The 18,865-nt window shown below is 62.6% G+C and carries 12 protein-coding genes; 5 read left to right on the plus strand and 7 right to left on the minus strand.

Annotation, left to right across the window (positions count from 1 at the left end; all coding sequences use genetic code 11):
* Positions 1-194: 194 nt before the first annotated feature.
* From ACVOLL_RS16860 to ACVOLL_RS16870, 3 genes are all read left to right on the plus strand, one after another.
* The gene (locus ACVOLL_RS16860) at positions 195-3,017 is read left to right on the plus strand and encodes a TonB-dependent receptor plug domain-containing protein (RefSeq protein ID WP_481513933.1); all 2,823 of its coding nucleotides are present in this window, start codon (positions 195-197) and stop codon (positions 3,015-3,017) included.
* Positions 3,018-3,108: 91 nt separating this feature from the next.
* Positions 3,109-5,112 carry an alpha/beta hydrolase family protein gene (locus ACVOLL_RS16865; protein WP_481513934.1) on the plus strand — a complete coding sequence of 668 codons (2,004 nt, stop codon included), beginning with the start codon at positions 3,109-3,111 and terminating at the stop codon, positions 5,110-5,112.
* Between the two features lie 186 nt (positions 5,113-5,298).
* Positions 5,299-6,087 carry a hypothetical protein gene (locus ACVOLL_RS16870; RefSeq protein ID WP_481513935.1) on the plus strand — a complete coding sequence of 263 codons (789 nt, stop codon included), beginning with the start codon at positions 5,299-5,301 and terminating at the stop codon, positions 6,085-6,087.
* Between the two features lie 27 nt (positions 6,088-6,114).
* Here the strand turns inward: ACVOLL_RS16870 and ACVOLL_RS16875 are convergent, their stop codons facing one another.
* Complete coding sequence (locus tag ACVOLL_RS16875; protein ID WP_481513936.1) at positions 6,115-7,722, minus strand: phytoene desaturase family protein; 1,608 nt, start codon at positions 7,720-7,722, stop codon at positions 6,115-6,117.
* Positions 7,723-7,891: 169 nt separating this feature from the next.
* On the opposite strand from ACVOLL_RS16875, the gene ACVOLL_RS16880 reads away from it, so the two are divergent.
* Both ACVOLL_RS16880 and ACVOLL_RS16885 read left to right on the plus strand, forming a co-directional pair.
* Complete coding sequence (locus tag ACVOLL_RS16880) at positions 7,892-9,991, plus strand: M13 family metallopeptidase (protein WP_481513945.1); 2,100 nt, start codon at positions 7,892-7,894, stop codon at positions 9,989-9,991.
* A gap of 345 nt (positions 9,992-10,336) precedes the next feature.
* Positions 10,337-12,346, plus strand: a complete 2,010-nt coding sequence (locus ACVOLL_RS16885; protein ID WP_481513937.1) for a M13 family metallopeptidase — start codon at positions 10,337-10,339, stop codon at positions 12,344-12,346.
* A gap of 226 nt (positions 12,347-12,572) precedes the next feature.
* On the opposite strand, the gene ACVOLL_RS16890 is transcribed toward ACVOLL_RS16885, so the two are convergent.
* The 6 genes from ACVOLL_RS16890 to ACVOLL_RS16915 all read right to left on the minus strand — a co-directional run bounded on the left by ACVOLL_RS16890 (position 12,573) and on the right by ACVOLL_RS16915 (position 18,715).
* Positions 12,573-13,217: a rhomboid family intramembrane serine protease gene (locus ACVOLL_RS16890; protein WP_481513938.1), complete on the minus strand. Its 645-nt coding sequence runs from the start codon at positions 13,215-13,217 to the stop codon at positions 12,573-12,575.
* 41 nt (positions 13,218-13,258) lie between these two features.
* Positions 13,259-13,600, minus strand: a complete 342-nt coding sequence (locus ACVOLL_RS16895) for an MGMT family protein (protein ID WP_481513939.1) — start codon at positions 13,598-13,600, stop codon at positions 13,259-13,261.
* Positions 13,597-14,520 (minus strand): DMT family transporter, encoded by a 924-nt coding sequence (locus tag ACVOLL_RS16900; protein WP_481513946.1) that lies wholly within the window; start codon positions 14,518-14,520, stop codon positions 13,597-13,599. Before ACVOLL_RS16900 ends, ACVOLL_RS16895 begins: the two co-directional genes overlap by 4 nt.
* Positions 14,521-14,883: 363 nt before the next feature.
* Positions 14,884-16,236: a glutathione-disulfide reductase gene (gorA, locus tag ACVOLL_RS16905; RefSeq protein WP_481513940.1), complete on the minus strand. Its 1,353-nt coding sequence runs from the start codon at positions 16,234-16,236 to the stop codon at positions 14,884-14,886.
* Positions 16,233-17,483, minus strand: coding sequence for an NAD(P)/FAD-dependent oxidoreductase (locus ACVOLL_RS16910; RefSeq protein WP_481513941.1), 1,251 nt, complete (start codon positions 17,481-17,483; stop codon positions 16,233-16,235). The genes gorA and ACVOLL_RS16910 overlap by 4 nt, the downstream gene beginning before the upstream one ends.
* Positions 17,484-17,509: 26 nt before the next feature.
* On the minus strand, positions 17,510-18,715 hold the full coding sequence (locus ACVOLL_RS16915; RefSeq protein ID WP_481513942.1) for a DUF418 domain-containing protein: 1,206 nt from the start codon (positions 18,713-18,715) through the stop codon (positions 17,510-17,512).
* Positions 18,716-18,865 lie beyond the last annotated feature (150 nt).

The raw sequence follows: 18,865 nt of genomic DNA on the forward strand, positions 1-18,865 counted from the left end.
CGACTTTTGCCGACTTCAACCACAAGTCTTGCCGAATCCAGCACTCATGAGCACAAGCTGAACACTTGACCTTTAAGGTTAACCTTGTGTTAACTTGGGGTTACCGGGAAATGAAAATTTTTAACACCGGAACAAATAGCCCTTTCGTCAGCATGGTTGTGAAAGGGATACCTCATTCGTTTTAGGGGAAATGCATGGCGATTCGTAGTCCGCTCATCCGTCATCCGTTGAGCTTTGCACTGGTGTCCGCAATGGCACTGACCATTACCGCGCAGGCTCACGCTCAGGAAGCCGAGCCTCAGCCTGGTCACGAGGTGACCAACAAGAACGCGACCAACCTGGACAAGGTCACCGTCACCGGTTCGCGCATCAAGCGCGCTGAAGTCGAGGGTCCGGCACCCGTAACTGTCATCACTTCCGCCCAGATCGAGCGCGAAGGCTTCACCACCGTTTTCGACGCTTTGAACACACTGACCCAGGCCAGCGGCTCCACCCAGAACGAAATCTTCCAGGGTGGCTTCACACCGAACGCCAGCGTCATCAATCTCCGTGGCCTCGGCCCGGGCCGCACCTTGCTGCTGATCAATGGTCGCCGTGCTGCTGACTATCCGTTGCCGTACAACGGCCAGAGCAACTTCGCCAATTTCGGCAACATCCCCGCTGCCGCCGTCGAGCGCATTGAACTGTTGGCCGGCGGCGCATCTGCCATCTATGGTTCCGACGCTGTCGCAGGTGTGGTCAATATCGTCCTGAAGACCAATTTCGAAGGCGATCTGTTTAAGGTCAAGGGTTCCACAACCACCGACGGCGGCCGTGATCGCGCCGACTTGCAGTGGATCGGCGGCAAGACCGGCGACAAGTGGAGCCTCACCTACGCAGTTGAATATTTCAATTCCGAGCCGCTGCACGCGTATCAGCGTGACTTCATGGACTCGCTGCTGGACAACCCGTTGCCGCCGAACTTCGTCGGCATCCAGCCCACCGGGACCATGCGTGTCCGTGACCGCACAAAGAGCGCGAACAGCTACATCGCACCGCCGCCTGGCGCCTGCGAGCAGATGGGCGATGAGTGGGTGCGCCATAACTATCGCTCGGCCAACGCGGCCGGCACGATCACCAACCTTGGCCAGGCTTGCGGCAGCTACAAGGATGTTGGCTACCAGACGATCAGCAATGGCAACAACGACATCTCGGCGTACCTGTATGGCACGTTCGACTTCGATAGCGGCGTGCAGGCATGGGCAAGCCTCCAGACCTACTGGTCGCGCGCCAAGTACACTGGCGGCACCCAGTTCTGGGGCGGTCCCACCGTCGGCGGCCTCTGGTACGACCAAGGTCTTGGCACCATCGTCGACGCGCAGCGCATTTTCACGCCGATGGAAGCCGGCGGCCTGAACAACCTGATGAGCAAGAATGACGAAAAGTCCTATGATCTTGCAGTTGGCTTCAAGGGCAGCTTTGCCGACCGCTTCGACTGGGATGCGACCGTGTCCCGTGCCGAGTACCGCATCAAGGTCGAATCTCCGCGCTTGGTCGCCTCGAAGGTCAACGACTGGTTCCTCGGCCCACGCCTAGGCACACGTAGCGGCTACGCGGTCTACGATCTGAATGAAGCTCATTACTACAGCGCGTTGACGCCGGAACAGTTCGCGTCGATGAGCACGACCCTGAAGACCGACGCCAAGTCCTATGTGAACCAAGGCAACTTCGTGGTCTCGGGCGACCTGTTCGAGCTACCAGCCGGCCCGCTTGGCTTCGCGGCCATCGTGGAAGCATCCCAGCAGGAGTACAAGCTGAACGAAGATAAGCGCATCCTGCCGGACTACACTGGTGCTGACCGCCCCTACAACCGCACCGGCACCGGTGGCGGTGGCAAGCGTGACCGTTATGCGACCGGCGTTGAACTGTCCATCCCGATCTTCGACAGCCTCAAGGCCAGCCTCGCAGGCCGCCTCGACAAGTACGACGACGTGACTTCGGTGGATGACGCCCGCACCTGGAACGCCGGCCTCGAATGGCGTCCGTTCTCGAACCTGCTCGTGCGCGGTTCCTACGCCACCAGCTTCCGCGCCCCGGACATGCATTATGTATTCGCCGAGCGCAGCGGTTCATTCAGCTCAGTCCTCGACGTGCGTCGTTGCCTTGAAAGCGGCCGCGTCGCAGCGCAGTGCACCAGCTCGGACATCACTACCAACTACACCGCCTTCGGCGTGCGCCAAGGCACCAAGGACCTGAGCGAAGAAACAGGCAAGTCCTGGACGGCCGGTTTCGTGTGGGACATCATCGACGGCCTTTCGGTCAGCGCTGACTACTACCACATCGAACTGGAAGACGTGGTCTCGGACATCACCTCCGCGTACATTCTGGAAGGTGAAGCCGGCTGCATCACCGGCAAGACCCGCAACGGCCAGCCGTTCACGCTGGGCGCACCAGGCTCGGCCTTCTGCAACGACATGCTCTCGCGCGTTTCCCGCCTCAGCGCCCCGGGCACCCCGAACGACGGCCAGATCACGGAGATCCGTCGCGGTCCAATCAACCGCGCAGTCCTCGGCACCAAGGGCATCGACGCCACCCTGGACTACAGGCTGGATACCGACCGCCTGGGCGACTTCCGTGTCCAGCTTGGCTGGTCGCACACCCTCGGCCAGACGTCCGCCCAGTTCAAGAACGACCCGGTGCTGGACTACCGCGACGACCTGGGCAACTTCGACTTCCGCAGCCGCATCCGCGCAACCGGTACGTGGCAGCGGGACGACTGGCAGGCCGCACTGTTCATGGTCCGCTACGGCAGCTTGCCGAACTGGCAGGAAACCGGCCGCATCGCTCCGTACTTCATCTGGAACGGCAGCATCGGCAAGAAGATCACCGAGAAGGCGCAGGTCAACCTGTACGTCAACAACATCTTTGACAACCACCACCCGAAGGACGACGGCTTCAACACCTACCCGTACTTCTGGCGCGCCTATGACGCAGTGGGACGCGAGATCGCTGTTGAGTTCCAGTATCGGTTCCGTTGATTGAGCGTGTGATCCAAGCAGAATGGCCCGGGTACTCCCGGGCCATTCTGTTGATGACCCAGTGTTTCGATATCTGACAAGGAAATCCCCGATGAAATCATGCCTGGCAGCAGCCATCCTGCTTGCGCTTTCCGTTCCGGCAGCCTCCGCGGCGCCAACGGCCGCCGTCCCGTCCATACGCGACTTCGTCTCGCACTCCGCCTACGGCACGGCCAAGATTTCCCCGGATGGCCGTTACATCGCCATAACCGTGGATCGTGGTGAACAGGACGTGCTCACCGTATTGAGAACTTCCGACCTCAAGATCGTGAAGGTAAATCAGCTCCCCGACCAGAAAAGCGTTGGCAGTTTCTATTGGACCAGCCCCGAACGCCTGATGTTCAACGCCGTGAAGAAGATGGGCGGCTACGCAGCCCCCTTCTCAACCGGCGAATGGTTTGCCGTGAATGCAGACGGTTCGCAGCCCAGACCGCTTATCTTCTACGGCACCCGTGATGCCACGCAACGCGGAAAGACCGTTGGTTCGGAGCGTTTCAGCCTGCTCGACACGCTGAAAAATGACGACCAGAACGTCATCATGCAGGTGACAAGCCCGCGTTCCTCCGAAGGCGTCGGCACAGAAGTCGTGCGCATGGACACACTGAGCGGGCGCCGTACCAGCATGGCTCGCGCGCCGAAAGAGAACTGCAACATCACGCTGGATGCCGCCAAAGAACCACAGTTCGCGATCTGCTCCACCAGCAAGGGCGAAGACGGCGAGTACGACGAGCGCACCGAGCTCTACCGCCGTGATGCGGGCAACTGGACCTTGGTCAATGCATCCAAATCGGATGGTAACCACCTGGACATCCTGCGTTCCACCCCGGATGGCACGATCTATGCAAGCCGGGATGATGGGCGTTTACCGGCGGCAGTGGGAACACTGAACCCCACTACGGGAGACTTCACGGTTCTTCATCAGGATCCGGTTGCGGAAGTCTCCGACATGATCTGGTCAACGGACGATACGACACTCATCGGCGTAGTCACCGAGGCTGGTGCACCCAAAGTCTCCCTCCTCAATGAGGAGCACCCGGATGCCGAGCTCTACGCATCTCTGGCCAACGCTTTCGAGGGGCAGATGGTGGATTTTTCCAATGCCACCGCCGATGGCAAGAAGATCATTGTCAACGTCTACAGCGACACAAATCCCTCAGAGCTCTATCTGTTCGATCGCGACTCCGGCAAGGCACGCTTTCTCATGAAACAGCGACCACAGCTGGCGTCTGCCCAGCTTGCCTCGGTCAAGCCATTCTCGTTCACCTCCCGCGACGGTAAGCTCATCCATGCGTACCTGACGCTGCCGCATGGCAGCGACGGAAAAAACCTGCCGTTGATCGTCAATCCGCATGGCGGTCCGATCGGGCCACGCGACAATTGGGGCTTCAATCCTGAAGCGCAGCTGTTTGCCAGCCGTGGCTACGCCACCTTGCAGATCAACTACCGCGGCTCCGGTGGCTATGGCAAGGCATTCCAGGACGCAGGCCACCAGCAATGGAGCCAGGGGATCCAGAACGACATCCTCGACGCGACACACTGGGTCATCAACAACGGATATGCCAACAAGGACCGCATCTGCATTTATGGCGGCAGTTTCGGCGGCTATTCCTCACTGATGGCACCGATCAGGGAGCCGGGCCTCTTCAAGTGCACGTTCGGCTACGTGGGTGTCTACGACATCGACATGATGTTCAAGAAGGGCGACATCCCTGAGCGTGAATCCGGCCAGCGCTTCCTGCGGCGCACGCATGGCACTGACTCGAAGCTTTGGGCCGAAAGCTCGCCTGCTCGTCGGGCCGGCGAGGTGAAGATTCCCGTTTATCTCGCTGCCGGCGCACGTGACGTGCGCACTCCTCCGGAACAGACAGAGTTGATGAACAGAGCACTGATCGCGGCAGGCAACAAGCCCGAAGGCATGATCATCCAGTCAGGCGAAATGCATGGCTTCTACGGCGAGGATGCCCGCGTGAATCTCTATACGGAAATGCTTGGCTTCTTCCAACGCCATATCGGCGACGGGAAGGTCAACGTCGGCGAGCCAACCAGCGCAAAGTAACCTCGAAGTCACATCCTCATCCGAAGCTCGTCTTTGCAAGGGAGCAGCGGGGGACTTCCCCCGCTGCTATGCCAATGACTTTCGACCATTCCAAGGCAAACCCTTCTTCGTTGACCATGTCGCCATGGCACGGATAGCACAAGGACACACATGATGCGCCAACATACCTTCGCCCGGACCTTGCTTTTGCTGGCGCTATCCAGCACCTGGCCCGTGATTGCAGCCAACCAGGCAGTGGGCACGCAGCCAGACGATCCAACAAAAGATCAACTGATGATCACTGCGGGGTTCCTCAACGGACATCCCGATCTTCGCTTCCGCCTGCTTGGCCTTGAGAAGCACAAGGCAGGTGACCTGGAGAAAGCTTTCCGTTTCTTCCAGAACGCTGCCTTTTACGGTGACAAGCCATCACAAGGCATGGTCGCCGAAATGCTGTGGACCGGCACGGGCACTGTCCGCGACCGCGCCTTGGCATATGCCTGGATGGACCTTGCAGCTGAACGCGGCTACGAGGGCTTCGCCGGTCTGCGAGAACGGTACTGGGCAGAGCTTCCAGAGGGGGAGCGCGCGCGCGCGTTGACCCTGGGCCAGGACGTCTATGCCCGCTACGGTGATGCCGCAGCTCTGCCGCGTATTGCCAGCAAGCTCCGAAGGGAGCGCAGGAGCCTGACCGGCAGCAGGACCGGCTTTACCGGCAACGTGCGCATCATCATCCCCACCGCCACCGGCAGCACCGAGATAGATGGATCGAAGTTCTATGACGAACGCTACTGGGACCCGATCAAGTACCAGGCATGGCAGGATTCGGTGTGGATGAAACCCCGCATTGCGACGGTAAACGTAGGCACTGTCGAGCAGGCCTCAGAAGCTCCGCGATCCACGCGCATACCAGCCGTCGAACCACTCCGGGATGTACCGGAGCCCGTCGCCGATGACGAGATGCCGCAGGTTGAAGGCAGCAGCACCAAGCCCTGACTTGAGATAACGGGGACCTCGACCGTTTCAGTGGTCAAGGTCCCCCATGATCACCCGCGCGGCATTATGCCCAGGCGCCCCGGTAACCCCGCCACCTGGATGCGTACCCGAGCCGCATAGATAGAGCCCCGGCAGCGCCCCCTTGTAGCCCGCCTGCCCCAGCATCGGTCGCGCACTGAACAACTGGTTCAGGCTCAACGCGCCGTGGAAGATATCGCCACCGATCAAGCCGAATGTCCGTTCAAGATCCAACGGACTCATGATCTGCCGGCCCAGTACCGACTCAGCGAAGCCCGGTGCATGTTTATCGACAGTGGCGATCATCAGATCCGCGACTTCTTCGCGGTGATCGTCCCAACTACGGCCGCCCGACAGCTGCGGCGCAACGTGCTGGCAGAACAGGCTGGCCACATGCTGCCCAGGCGGCGCCAATGAGTCATCCAGCGTGCTGGGGATCAGCATCTCCACTATCGGTTCGCGTGACCAACCATGTTGGCGTGCATCCAGATAGGCGCGATCCATGTAGTCCAGGCTTGGCGCGATGATGATGCCGGCCGTCAGGTGATCACCCTGCCCCGGCAACACACTGAACTCAGGTAGCTTCGACAGAGCCACATTCATTCGGAAGGTTCCAGAACCGCAGCGCCAGTTGGCCATGCGTTCCAACGTAGGCGCCGGCACATCGGCAGGATCAAACAGACGCTCGTAGAGCAGCTTCGGATTGACGTTTGCAACGATGGCCTTGCCACGCAGCACTTCGCCATCAGCCATGACGACACCTACCGCGCGTCCCTGCTCGACCAGCACCTTGCTCACTACTGCATCGGTACGAATTTCAACACCGGCCTCGACCGCCGCGCGCGCCATCGCCTGGGTGATCGCGCCCATGCCACCGATGGCATGCCCCCAGGCACCTTTGACGCCGTTGCTTTCACCAAACACGTGATGCAACAACACGTAGGCAGTGCCCGGCGCATAGGGACTGGCGTAGTTGCCAACGATGCCATCGAAGCCGAACAAGGCTTTGATCGGTGCGTTCTCAAACCAACGATCCAGGTATTCGGCGGCGGAGATGGTGAATAGATCCATCAACTCCTGTTGCAACCCCGGGTCCAGACGCTGCAGCTGTCTGCCGAGCTGCCCAGCCTTCCACAACTCTGGTAAAGCGCGCAGCCAACTATTTCCGCTGATATTGGGCGGCGCCTGCAGTGCCTGCGCACGCAACACGTCGGCAAATATTTCCAGCCGCTGCTCGTACTCGGGCAAGCGGGCCGCATCGCGCGCGGAAAAGCGCGCAACCTGTTCTGCTGTGCGCCCGCCCCCGGCCAGCAGGTACTCACCGTCGCCCAGCGGCAGGAAGTTGTTGAGCTTGCGCGAGACCACCCGCAAGCCATGCCGTTCCAGCTCCAGCTCGGCAATCACCTTGGGTTGCAGCAGCGACACCGTATAAGAGGCCACCGAGTTGAGGAACCCGGGATGGAACTCCTCGGTGACCGCGGCGCCCCCAACCACTGATCGTCGCTCCAATACCAATACGCGCTTGCCGGCCTTGGCCAGATAGGCCGCACACACCAGGCCGTTATGGCCGCCGCCGATCAGGATCGCGTCCCACTGCTTGCTCGAGGTCTTGGTCATTGCTGCTGTATAGCATTGGCTACTCGCCGCCGCCCATAGGAATAGGCCTGCAGCGACCCATGACCTTCTACACCCCTTCCTCATCGGTTTCAGGCGTATCTTCCTGCTTCGGCCCCGGACTCCGTGGCCTCACTCATGCTTTGAAACCGGCCCGGAGGCCTTTCCCGTGATCGTTCGCAAACCCCAGATTCTCCTGCTGTCGCTGGCCGTCGCCGCCGTGCTGACCGGTTGCCCCAAGCAAGAAGAGCAGTCCCCGCCGGCAGCTACCGCTGCTGCGCCGGCCGCCGCCACTGAGCTGAAGCTGGACGAGTCCAAGCTGCCGGCCTACAACGCCTTCACCGCCGCCGACCTGGATGCCAGCAAGGATGCGTGCACCGACTTCAACGGCTACGTGAACGAAAAGTGGCTCAATGCCAACGAAATTCCGGCTGACCGTACCAGCTGGGGCGCCTTCACCATCCTCGACGAGCGCTCGGTTGCCGTGCAGCACCAGCTGGCCGAGCAGGCCGCGGCGATGAAGAACGCCACCGGCATCGAGAAGATCGTCGGTGACTTCTGGGCTGCCGGCATGGACGAAGCCAAGATCAACAGCCTGGGCATCACCCCGCTGAAGGCCGATCTGGCCGCGATTGATGGCCTGCAGGACACCGCCGCGCTGGCCAACTACCTGCGCAGCACCGCTGCCAAGGGCGAGAACTTCCTGTTCGGCTTCGGCCCGGAAGCGGACTTCAAGAATTCGTCCATGAACATGGCCTATGCCAGCCAGGGCGGTCTGGGCCTGCCTGACACCACCTACTACACCGACGCCAGCAAGGCCGACAAACTCAACGCCTACAAGGCCCACGTCGCCAAGGTGCTGGAGCTGAGCGGCGTGGCCGCTGCCGACGCCGCCAAGCAGGCCGAGGAAGTGGTCAAGTTTGAAACCCGCCTGGCAAAGGCTTCCAAGTCCAGCGTCGAGCTGTCGCGCGACGTCTCGCTGTACTACAACCCGGTCAGCGTGGCTGATGCCGACAAGCTGACCCCGAACTTCAGCTGGACCGCGTTCTTCCAGGCGCAGGGCATTGCCGCACCGGAGAAGTTCTCGCTGGCGATGCCGGCCTTCCACGCGGAAGTTAGCAAGATGCTGGCCGACACCGACCCGGCAGCTTGGCGCGCCTACCTGCGCTTCCACACCGTGGACGGCGCCGCGCCGTACCTGAGCAATGAGTTCGTGCAGGAGAACTACGCGTTCTACGGCAAGGAACTGAACGGTCAGAAGGAAATCAAGCCGCGCTGGAAGCAGGTCCTGGGCACCATTGAAAACGATGCTGGCGATGCTTTCGGCCAGATGTACGTCAAGGTTGCCTTCTCCCCCGAGTCCAAGGCCAAGATGGAAGAACTGGTCAAGAACCTGGCCGGTGCGCTGAAGGACCGCATCCAGGACCTGACCTGGATGAGCGACGAAACCAAGGCCAAGGCCATCGCCAAGTGGGAAACCTTCACCCCGAAGATCGGCTACCCGGACAAGTGGCGCGACTGGAGCGGCCTGAGCACCACCCACGATGACTACCTGGGCAATGTGCGCGCAGCCAACGCCTTCAACTACAAGTGGGCACTGGCCAAGATCGGCCAGCCGGTCGACAAGACCGAGTGGGGCATGACCCCGCAGACCGTGAACGCCTACTACAACCCGCTGCAGAACGAGATCGTGTTCCCGGCCGCCATCCTGCAGCCGCCGTTCTTCGACGTGAACGCCGACGACGCGCTGAACTACGGCGGTATCGGTGCCGTCATCGGCCACGAAATGACCCACGGTTACGATGACCAGGGCAGCCGTTTCGGGCCGACCGGCAACTTCGAGAACTGGTGGACGCCGGCTGACGCCAAGGGCTTTGAAGGCCTGACCGGCAAGCTGGTCAAGCAGTTCAACGAGTACAAGGTGGGCGACCAGCAGGTCAACGGCACGCTGACCCTGGGCGAAAACATCGCCGATCTGGGCGGCTTGGCCACGGCTTATGACGCCCTGCAGAAGGCTTCGGCCGGCAAGGAAGATGCAAAGGTTGACGGCTTCACCCGCGACCAGCGCTTCTTCTTCAACTGGGCCACCGTGTGGCGCACCAAGTACACCGCCGAGAACGCCAAGGTCCGCCTGGCCACCGACTCGCACGCCCCGGCACAGTTCCGTGCCATGGGTGCGCCGTCGAACCTGCCGACCTTCGCCGCGGCGTTCCAGTGCAAGGCCGGCTCGCCGATGGTCCGCACCGGCGACAAGCAGGTAGTGATCTGGTAATCGCTGCCCTGCAGTGAGACCCGAAGAAGGCCCGGCATCGCCGGGCTTTCTTTTTGCCAACGCTTTTGTGGGAGCGGCGTCAGCCGCGAAGCTGAGCAGACCCAAAGCGCCAGATATCTACGCAATCCCGACGGTACTGACTGCTTCATTGCAGTGGCTTCGCGGCTGACGCCGCTCCACAAATCCGGGGTTCTTGAATCTCCCACACCGCCAGCTTCGCGGCTGACGCCGCTCACACAACCCCCGGTTTTGATGCAGTACCCAATTCCGTGCCCTGCCCCGGCACCAATCCGCCGCCAGCTTGTTAAACTCCGCCCACTTTGTCCTTCTGCGGATATGCACCACATGCCCAACGTTCGCCCACTTACCCTGGCCCTGGCCTTCTCCCTGGTGACCATGTTGTCCACCAACGATGCGCAGGCCGCCCGCAAGAAGCCTGCGGCACGGGCACCGGCAGTGAGCGCGGCCTGTACGGATTTCTACGAAACCACCAACGGCAACTGGCTCAAGGCCAATCCGGTGCCGCAGACCGGCGCGGTCAGCGCCCTTGGCACGCTGGCAGACAACACCCGCACCCAGCAGCGCCAGCTGCTGGATCGTGCGATGACGGCACCGCAGGGCAATGTGCAGAAGCTGCTCGGCGACTTCTGGGCCAGTGGCCTGGATGAAGCCGCGGTGGAAGCCGACGGCTCCAAGCCGATCGCGCCGCTGCTGACCCGCATCAACGCCATCAAGAAGGCCAAGGACATTCCGGCCTCGATCGCCGCCCTGCATCAGGTCGGCATCCCGGTGGCGTTCAACTTCGCCCCGGACGTGGACCTGAAGGCGTTGGACCGCCACATCGGTTACTTCATGCAGGGCGGCACCGGCCTGCCGGACCCGGCCTTCTACACCCGCACCGATGCCGACACCGTCGCACTGATGGGCCGCTACCGCGGCTATGTGAAGCAGATCCTGGCGCTGACCGGCACCCCGGCCGCGCAGCTTGATGCCGAATCGGCGCTGGTCATCCAGCTGGAAACCGAACTGGCGCGCAGCGCGCACTCGGTGGCTGACATCAACAACCCGTTCAACAACTACGCACCGGTCTCCACCAAAGACCTCAACAGCCGCTACCGCAACCTGCAGCTGGATGCCTTCCTGAAGGCGCAGGGCGTGAACGACGACCTGGTATCGCTGGCCGACCCGGCGCTGTTCCAGCAGCTCAACGGCATGGTCAGCCGCCTGCCGGCCAACCAGTGGAAGGCCTACCTGCGTTGGCGCGTGGGCGATGCGATGGCGCCGTACCTGTCCAAGGCCTACCGCGACGCCGAGTTCGAATTCCGTGGCCGCGTGCTGCGTGGCCAGACCATCGCACCTGCGCGCCCGGACGCCGTGCTCGACGCCATCAACGTGGCCGCCGGCCCGATGCTGGGCCACGAATACGCAGCGACCTACCTCAACCGCGACACCCGCCGCCAGGCCGGCGTCATGGTCGACCAGATCCGCGAAGCACAGATCGCTGCGGTCAAGCGCAGCAGCTGGCTCAGCGCCGAGGCCAAGACCGAAGCCGAAGCCAAGCTGGCCGCGATGAAGATCGAGATCGGCACCCCGTTGCGCGATCTGGACTACACCGTGCAGCCGATGGGCCGCGGCAGCTTCGGCGGCAACATCCTGATCGCCTCCACCTGGCGCCACGCCCAGGAAATGAAGCGCATCGGCAAGGGCAACGCCGACCGCCGCTGGGACGTGCTGCCGCAGCAGCCGTCGATCGCTTACGACATTGCCCAGAACCGTTTGATCGTGACGGCTGCCGCACTGCAGGGCCCGATCTTTGCCGGCAACGCCAGCAATGCCGAGAAGTTCGGCGCCTTCGGTGGTCTGGTCGCACATGAAGTCAGCCGCGCCATCGACGTCAAGGGCGCCATGATCGACGCCAAGGGCGAGCTGCGCAGCTGGTGGACACCGGCCGACAAGAGCGCCTGGACCCTGCTCGGCAACCGTGTCGCCGCGCAGTACAGCGCCTACCCGTTCCCGGGCGTCAAGGATGCCAAGGTCAACGGCGAACTGACCCGCGACGAGAACATGGCGGACCTGTCAGGCATGGAAATCGCATGGGAGGCTTTCAGTGCCGCCCAGGCCGATGCCAAGCCGGCCGACAAGCAGGACTTCTTCAAGGGCTGGACCAGCCTGTGGGCACAGCAGCTGTCGCCGAATGAAGCCGTGCAGCGCCTGCGTACCGACGTGCGCGCACCGGGCCGCTGGCGCAGCAATGCACCGCTGTCCAACCTGCCAGCATTTGGTGCCAGCTTCAGCTGCAAACCGGGCCAGCCGATGCAGCGCACCGACGCCGAGCAGATCAAGATCTGGCGTTGATGCGGAATTGAAGGAAGCAAAAAGGCGCGGATTCCGCGCCTTTTTGCGTTTCTGCTGTTGTAGAGCCGAGCCATGCTCGGCTGGAGCTTTACCGGCGGAGCTGCTGCCGAGCATGGCTCGGCACTACCGCTTGAGCCCCTCTCCCGCTCGCGGGAGAGGGGTTGGGGTGAGGGCTGCTTTGCGCAGGTAAAGCCACTGCCGAGCATGGCTCGGCACTACAGTTTTTCTATTTGACGCGACGCAGGTGCGGGCCACGCTTGTTGAACGGCGGCTGCCCCCGCCAGTAGCGAATCAGCAACCAGCCAAACAACATGCCGCCCAAGTGGGCGAAGTGGGCCACGCCCGGCTGCCAGCCAGTGAAACCCAGCAGCAGTTCAATCGCACCGAACACGATGACGAAGGTACGCGCCTTCATCGGGATCGGCGGGAACAACAGCACCACCCGCTGGTTCGGGAACAACATGCCGTAAGCCAGCAGCAGGCCGAACACGCCACCGGAGGCACCCAGCACCGGGTTGTACTCACCGGCAAATGCAGCCACCAGCAACTGGCACAGGCCAGCGCCGACCACGCACACCATGTAATAGGTCAGAAAGCGCTTCTCGCCCCAGGTTGCTTCCAGCGGCGCACCAAACATGAAAAGCGCCAGCATGTTGAAGAACAGATGGCCGAAGCTGCCATGCAGGAAGCCATAGCTCAGCAGCTGCCACGGTTCAAAACCAGGCGAATCGACAAACACCTGCTGCGAGCCCAAGGGCCACAGCATCAGCTGGGTGAAGATGCCCGCCGTTTGCGGCAACTGCTGCAGCAGGAACAGGACGACGTTGGCGATCAGCAGCGTCTGGGTGATTTTGGGTAGGCGCGGGAACATGGTGGCATCCGGGGAAACTGGCTACATCATAGCCGCAGCGGCTAGCCCGGGCCCCAGATCGCCTCGTCCAGGCTGCGCGGCGGTTTGGGCCGCTTCACCCTGCCGTTCTCCACCGCCACGCCCTCGGCCCGCAGCCGCTGGCTCTGTTCGCGCCAACCGCGCGAACCTTCCGGCATGGCGATGCGGCCGTCCGAGCGCAGCACCCTGTGCCAGGGCAGCTCCGGGTCGTCATTGCTGCCCAGCAGGCGCGCCACCAGCCTTGCCCGACCGGGCAGCCCGGCCTTGACCGCTACTTCGCCATAACCCAGTACCTGCCCGCGCGGGATGGCGCGAATCGCCTCAAGGATGCGCGCATGACCGGCGGCACTGGCCTCGGCACTCACCGCTTCTTCGCCACGCCGCTGCCCACCAGCAACACGCCCAGCAGCACCAGTACCGTCCCGGCGCTTTGCCAAATGCCCATCGGTTCGTCGAGCAGCCATACGCTGAGCACAATCGTGGAAACCGGCCCCAGCATACTCACCTGCGCGGCCAGCGAGGAACCAATCCGCTTGACCCCGATCATGATCGCCAGCACCGGCAAGACGGTGCAGACCGTGCCGTTGAGCAGTGACAGCCAGTACACCGATGGCGCGCACTCCCACAACGCATCCCATGGCTGGAACAGCAGGTACTGACCGATGCATAGCACGCAGGCCACCATGCTGGCGTAAGCGGTCAGGCGCACCGCGCCAATCCGCACCACCGCCTGGCCACTGCCGAACAGATACACCGCATAACTCAGTGCACTGGCGAATACCAAGCCCGAGCCAATCAAGGTGCTGCGGCCTTCGAGCTGGATGTCATGACCGAAAGCCAGCAACACGCCGAGATAGCTGACCAACAGGGCTGCCACCTGGATGCGGGTGGGCCGTTGCTTGAGCACCACCAGCGCGATCAGCACCACCAAAGTGGGGCTGAGATACAGGATCAGCCGTTCCAGCGTGGCGCTGATGTATTGCAGGCCGAGGAAATCCAGATAGCTGGACAGGTAGTAGCCACTGAAGCCTAGCAGCAGTACCCGCCAGCGGTCGCCGACCGACAGCGGCTGCGCCCTCCGCGCAGCCCACATGCCCATGACGATGAAGAACGGGAACGCGACCATCATCCGCAGCGCCAGCAAGGCAGTGGCATCGGCGCCATGCCGATAGGCGAGTTTGACGATTACCGCCTTGCCGGACGCGGCGATGGCACCGGTGGCGGCCAGCAACAGGCCACTGATCAACAGGCGGCGCGAGCTGGTGGGCAGTGTTGGCGCGGCCACTGTGGCCTCACGCTGGTTTGGAGCAGTCACGCTGTTACGGCATCCGGGGGAGATGGCTTTCTATTATGGGCGCTAAGGGATTTATGCGGGGCGGATGGGTAGGACCAAGGTGTTACCGGAGTAGAAGTAAGATCAACCGCACCCCTCCCCAACCCACCCGGCCCGAAGGCATAGCCTTCGGTCGTTCATCAGGCCGCGCGCCAGTGGCGCGCAAGCAGGCCTTCTTCACCCCCTCGCCTACGGCAAAGGGAGGGAGCCGAAGCATTGCCCGCAACTGCAGGATCAGCCTCCTCCCTTGCGCGCAGCGCAGGGGAGGATTGAGGAGGGGTGCTTTTGCGCTGTTGCTGTTGCTGACCACCACGCTCAGCGCATCAAAACAACTTCCTCAGCCGACGTCGGATGGATCGCCACCGTCTCTTCCATCTGCCTGCGCGTCACCCCTGCCTTCACCGCCACCGCAAACCCCTGCAGGATCTCGTCGGCACCCTCGCCCAGCAGATGGATGCCAACCACCTTTTCATCCTCACCAACACAAACCATCTTGAACAGGCTGCGTACCTCCCCCTGCCCCAGCGCCTGCAGCATCGGCCGGAAGCGGCTGTAGTACGTGCTTACCTTGCCAAAGCGCCTGCTCGCCTCTTCCTCGCTCAGACCAACACTGCCCAGCGGCGGATGCGCGAACACGACACTGGGAACATTCTCGTAGTCGAGCCTGGCCTCCGGCTGCCCGCCCAGCACGCGATCCATCAGCCTGCGTGCGGCAGCAATCGCAACCGGCGTCAGGGTCACCCGGCCGGTAACGTCGCCAACCGCATAGATGCCAGGCACCGAGGTGTTCTGGTAATCGTCCACTTCGATCTGGCCCTTCTCGCCCAGCCTCACGCCAGCCTGCTCCAAACCAAGCCCCTTTGTGTTCGGGCCACGCCCGGTAGCGAAAAGCACCGTATCGAACACAGCCTGTTCCGGGCCGTTGTGCAACTGCGCGCGGATCTGTTGCTGCAGCCGCTGCAGCGCCTCTACCTTGCAGCCGAAGTGCAGCTCCACGCCCTGCAGGCGCAGGTTCTCTGCCAGCTGATCTGATACTTCCGCGTCAAACTTGTCCAGCAAGCGCTGTCCGCGTACCAGCAAGGCAACCTCGCTACCCAACGCTCGTAGTACGCCAGCAAGTTCCACCGCGATGTAACCACCGCCTACCAAGGCAACGCGGTCCGGCCGCGCCCGCAGCGCGAAGAAATCATCCGAAACGCCACCCAACTCAGCGCCCGGCAACTCCGGCTTGAGCGGATGCGCGCCGGTAGCAATGACGATGTGCTCGGCACGGAACTGGGTGCCGTCCTCGCACTGCACCGTGTGCGCATCGATCAGATGCCCACGATTGCTGATCCGCACCACGCCGGTTTCATCCAGTCGCTTCTGATAACTGGCGTGGATATTGGCGATGTACTGCTGGCGTCGATCCAACAGAGTCGACCACGTCAACACCGGTTCGGCCGGCACATCGAAACCGATCCGCCGTGCCAGCCCAATGCGCTCGGCCAGATCCGCGGCCAGCCACATCGCCTTCTTCGGCACGCAACCCACATTGACGCAGGTACCACCCAGCGGCGCAGGCTCCAGCATCGCCACCTTGGCGCCGTAGGATGCTGCGCGGAACGCGGCAGCCAAGCCGCCCGAACCGCCACCCAGCACCACCACGTCGTAATTGCGCGCACTCATTGGAAACGCTCCACGCGATACGGCGCAGGATCGATTGCAGGCACTTGCCCGGTTATCAAATCAGCCATCAGTTGTCCGCTCCCACTGCTCATACTGATGCCGAGCATGCCATGACCCGCCGCTAGCCAGACGTGAGCGTGCACAGGTGAGCGCCCCAGTATCGGCATGTAATCCCAGGTCATCGGCCGCCAGCCATACCAGCGCTCATGGATGACCTCGCCGATTGGCTGGCGCAGATACTGACGCGCCGCCTGCTCCAGTGCCTGCAGACGGGTTGCATTCAAACGCCAGTCCTGCCCGGAAAACTCCATCGTGCCGCCCAGACGCATCTGTTCAGCCCAGGCAATGACGAATACCGAACGATCCTTCAGCACCACCGGCCGGCTCGGCACCTGCATCGCGCAGCTGCCAGTGATGGAGTAGCCCTTGCCTGCCTGGATAGGGACGCGCAGCCCCAACCTGGCAGCCAGTCGTGGCGACCATGCACCCGTCGCCAGCACCAGTTCACCGGTATTGCGGGCACCTCGATTGGTCTGCACGCGCACGCCCCGCTCGTGCGGCTCGAATGACTGCACCACGCAGTGTTCTTCGATCAGCACGCCGCGCGCACGCAGTACCCGTCCCAGCTCGGCGGTGTAACGGTCCGGGCGCAGACTGGCATCACCCGGAAAACGTATCGCACCGATCACACCGTCCTTGAAGGCGGGCTCGGCACGAACGTAATCGCTGCCATCGATGATCTCGGTAGCGATGCCAAGGTCGGCCAAAGCACCGCATTCGGCCGCATGCGTGTCGAAATTGCGTTGCTGGCGGAACACATAATCCAAACCCTTCTCGGCAAACTCGCAATCCAGCTGGTAGCGCTGCACCCAGGCGACCAGACGTTGTCGGGAGTCATTCAACAATGCGGCGCGCCCCTGCGCGCTGTGCAGCCAGTCCCTTCGATTGCAGCGCGCAGCGAACTTCAGCAGCCAGCGCCAGAGCGCTGGATCAAGACGCGGCGGAATGTACAGCGGCGCCTGCGGCGACAGCATCCAACGCAGAGCGCGCAATGGCACACCGGGAGCGGCCAGCGGTGGTGCATGGCTGGGAGTGATGGTGCCGCAGTTGCCGTGCGAGGTAGCACCGCCCAACGTGCCTGCGTCAATCACCCGCACCTGCCGTCCTGCTTCGGAAAGCGCCAACGCGGTGGCCAGGCCGGTGGCACCGGCACCAACAACAAGTACATCGTCTTTGGGGGAGTTCACCCGGCTATTTTATTGCCGCCAATGCATCAGCGCCGCAGTGGTGGCAATTGCAAGTAAGTGAACGCCCGCCACAGCCACTCCACCGGCCCGTACTGGAAACACCGCAGCCATAGCTGGCTGAGCAGTACCTGCATGGCGAACAGAACAACCGCAAACAGCAGCTGTGAGACACGCCCAACCTGTTCAAACCAGCCCAGCCCATAGCCATAGAAAACCAGGGTGCAGACCAGTGACTGCCCCAGGTAATTGCTCAAGGCCATGCGCCCGGCGGGCGCCAACCATTGCAGATGGCGACTCCAGCGCACGCCCCATGCGAGGTAGCCCAGACACATCATCAAGCCGGCGACTGCCGTCAGCGCGTAGGCGCCCGCGCTGCGCATGGTGAATTGCCCCGGGGCGTTGTACGGTAGCACCCAGACACTCAGCAACATCACCGCCAGACCGATTGGCAGCAGCAACCAGCGCAAGCCTGCCCACAACCGCGGATAGCGTCCGGGCTCGGCAATGGCACCACTGCGCGCGAACCATGCGCCGATCAGGAACATACCCAGCACCTGCGGACCGACAACCAGCAACGCCCCCAGGGAAGCGAAGACGTCACGCAGACGTTGCGCGACCGCCTGCAGGTAGCTGCCATGCCCGTACGCCTGGCGCTGCGCCTCGATGGCCTTTGCCGCGGCAGCTGCCTGCGCGCTGGCAGCTTCGGCCGGTACAAGCTGCATCAAGGCGCCCAGCATCAACATCAGCACTGCTGCGCCCAGATACGCCATCGTCCCCAGCGCCGGCAACCAGCTGCGCGGCGCCTCACGGAAGGCCAGCAGTACGAAAGACAGCAGCGCATAGGCGACCAGAATGTCACCGGACCACAGCAGCAGTCCATGCAGCACGCCGATGACCAGCAGACCCAGGCTGCGGCGCAGGTAGAAACGGGTGAAGTCACGCCCCGCAATGGCAGCCCGCTGTGCCATCACCGCGAAGCCGGCACCGAACAGCAGCGAGAACAGGGTAAAGAACTTGCCCTGCACGAAGACGTAGACAAAGGCGTCGGCCCAGTAGTCCCACCCCTGCCAATGCGGATCGATGCCGGTAAAGGACATGTCCATCGGCCCGCTGAAGGCCTCCATGTTCATCAGCAGGATGCCGAACAGGGCAAAGCCGCGCAGCACGTCCAGGGTGGCGATGCGTTCGTTGGCCGCCACAGGCTGGAAAGCAGAAGTAGACAAGGACGACATCCTTCAGCAACAGGTGCGCGATTAGAGCACGCAAGCCAAGGTAGTGGGGGGGGGCCCCCCGGCGGGGGGGGGGGCGGGGAGTCCACAGCACCGCCAGGCGCGCCGCCCAAAGGGGCTCGGCCCCCCCCCGCACCCCCCCCCCGAGGCGGG

This window comes from Stenotrophomonas sp. STEN035 (assembly GCF_056759935.1).

What these genes read in the sequence shown, in the direction of transcription:
- gorA (WP_481513940.1), bottom strand. Translation starts at nt 16,236, where the DNA reads ATGAGTGCGCGCAATTACGACGTGGTGGTGCTGGGTGGCGGTTCGGGC.
- ACVOLL_RS16885 (WP_481513937.1), top strand. Translation starts at nt 10,337, where the DNA reads ATGCCCAACGTTCGCCCACTTACCCTGGCCCTGGCCTTCTCCCTGGTG.
- ACVOLL_RS16875 (WP_481513936.1), bottom strand. Translation starts at nt 7,722, where the DNA reads ATGACCAAGACCTCGAGCAAGCAGTGGGACGCGATCCTGATCGGCGGC.
- ACVOLL_RS16860 (WP_481513933.1), top strand. Translation starts at nt 195, where the DNA reads ATGGCGATTCGTAGTCCGCTCATCCGTCATCCGTTGAGCTTTGCACTG.
- ACVOLL_RS16890 (WP_481513938.1), bottom strand. Translation starts at nt 13,217, where the DNA reads ATGTTCCCGCGCCTACCCAAAATCACCCAGACGCTGCTGATCGCCAAC.
- ACVOLL_RS16865 (WP_481513934.1), top strand. Translation starts at nt 3,109, where the DNA reads ATGAAATCATGCCTGGCAGCAGCCATCCTGCTTGCGCTTTCCGTTCCG.
- ACVOLL_RS16915 (WP_481513942.1), bottom strand. Translation starts at nt 18,715, where the DNA reads ATGTCGTCCTTGTCTACTTCTGCTTTCCAGCCTGTGGCGGCCAACGAA.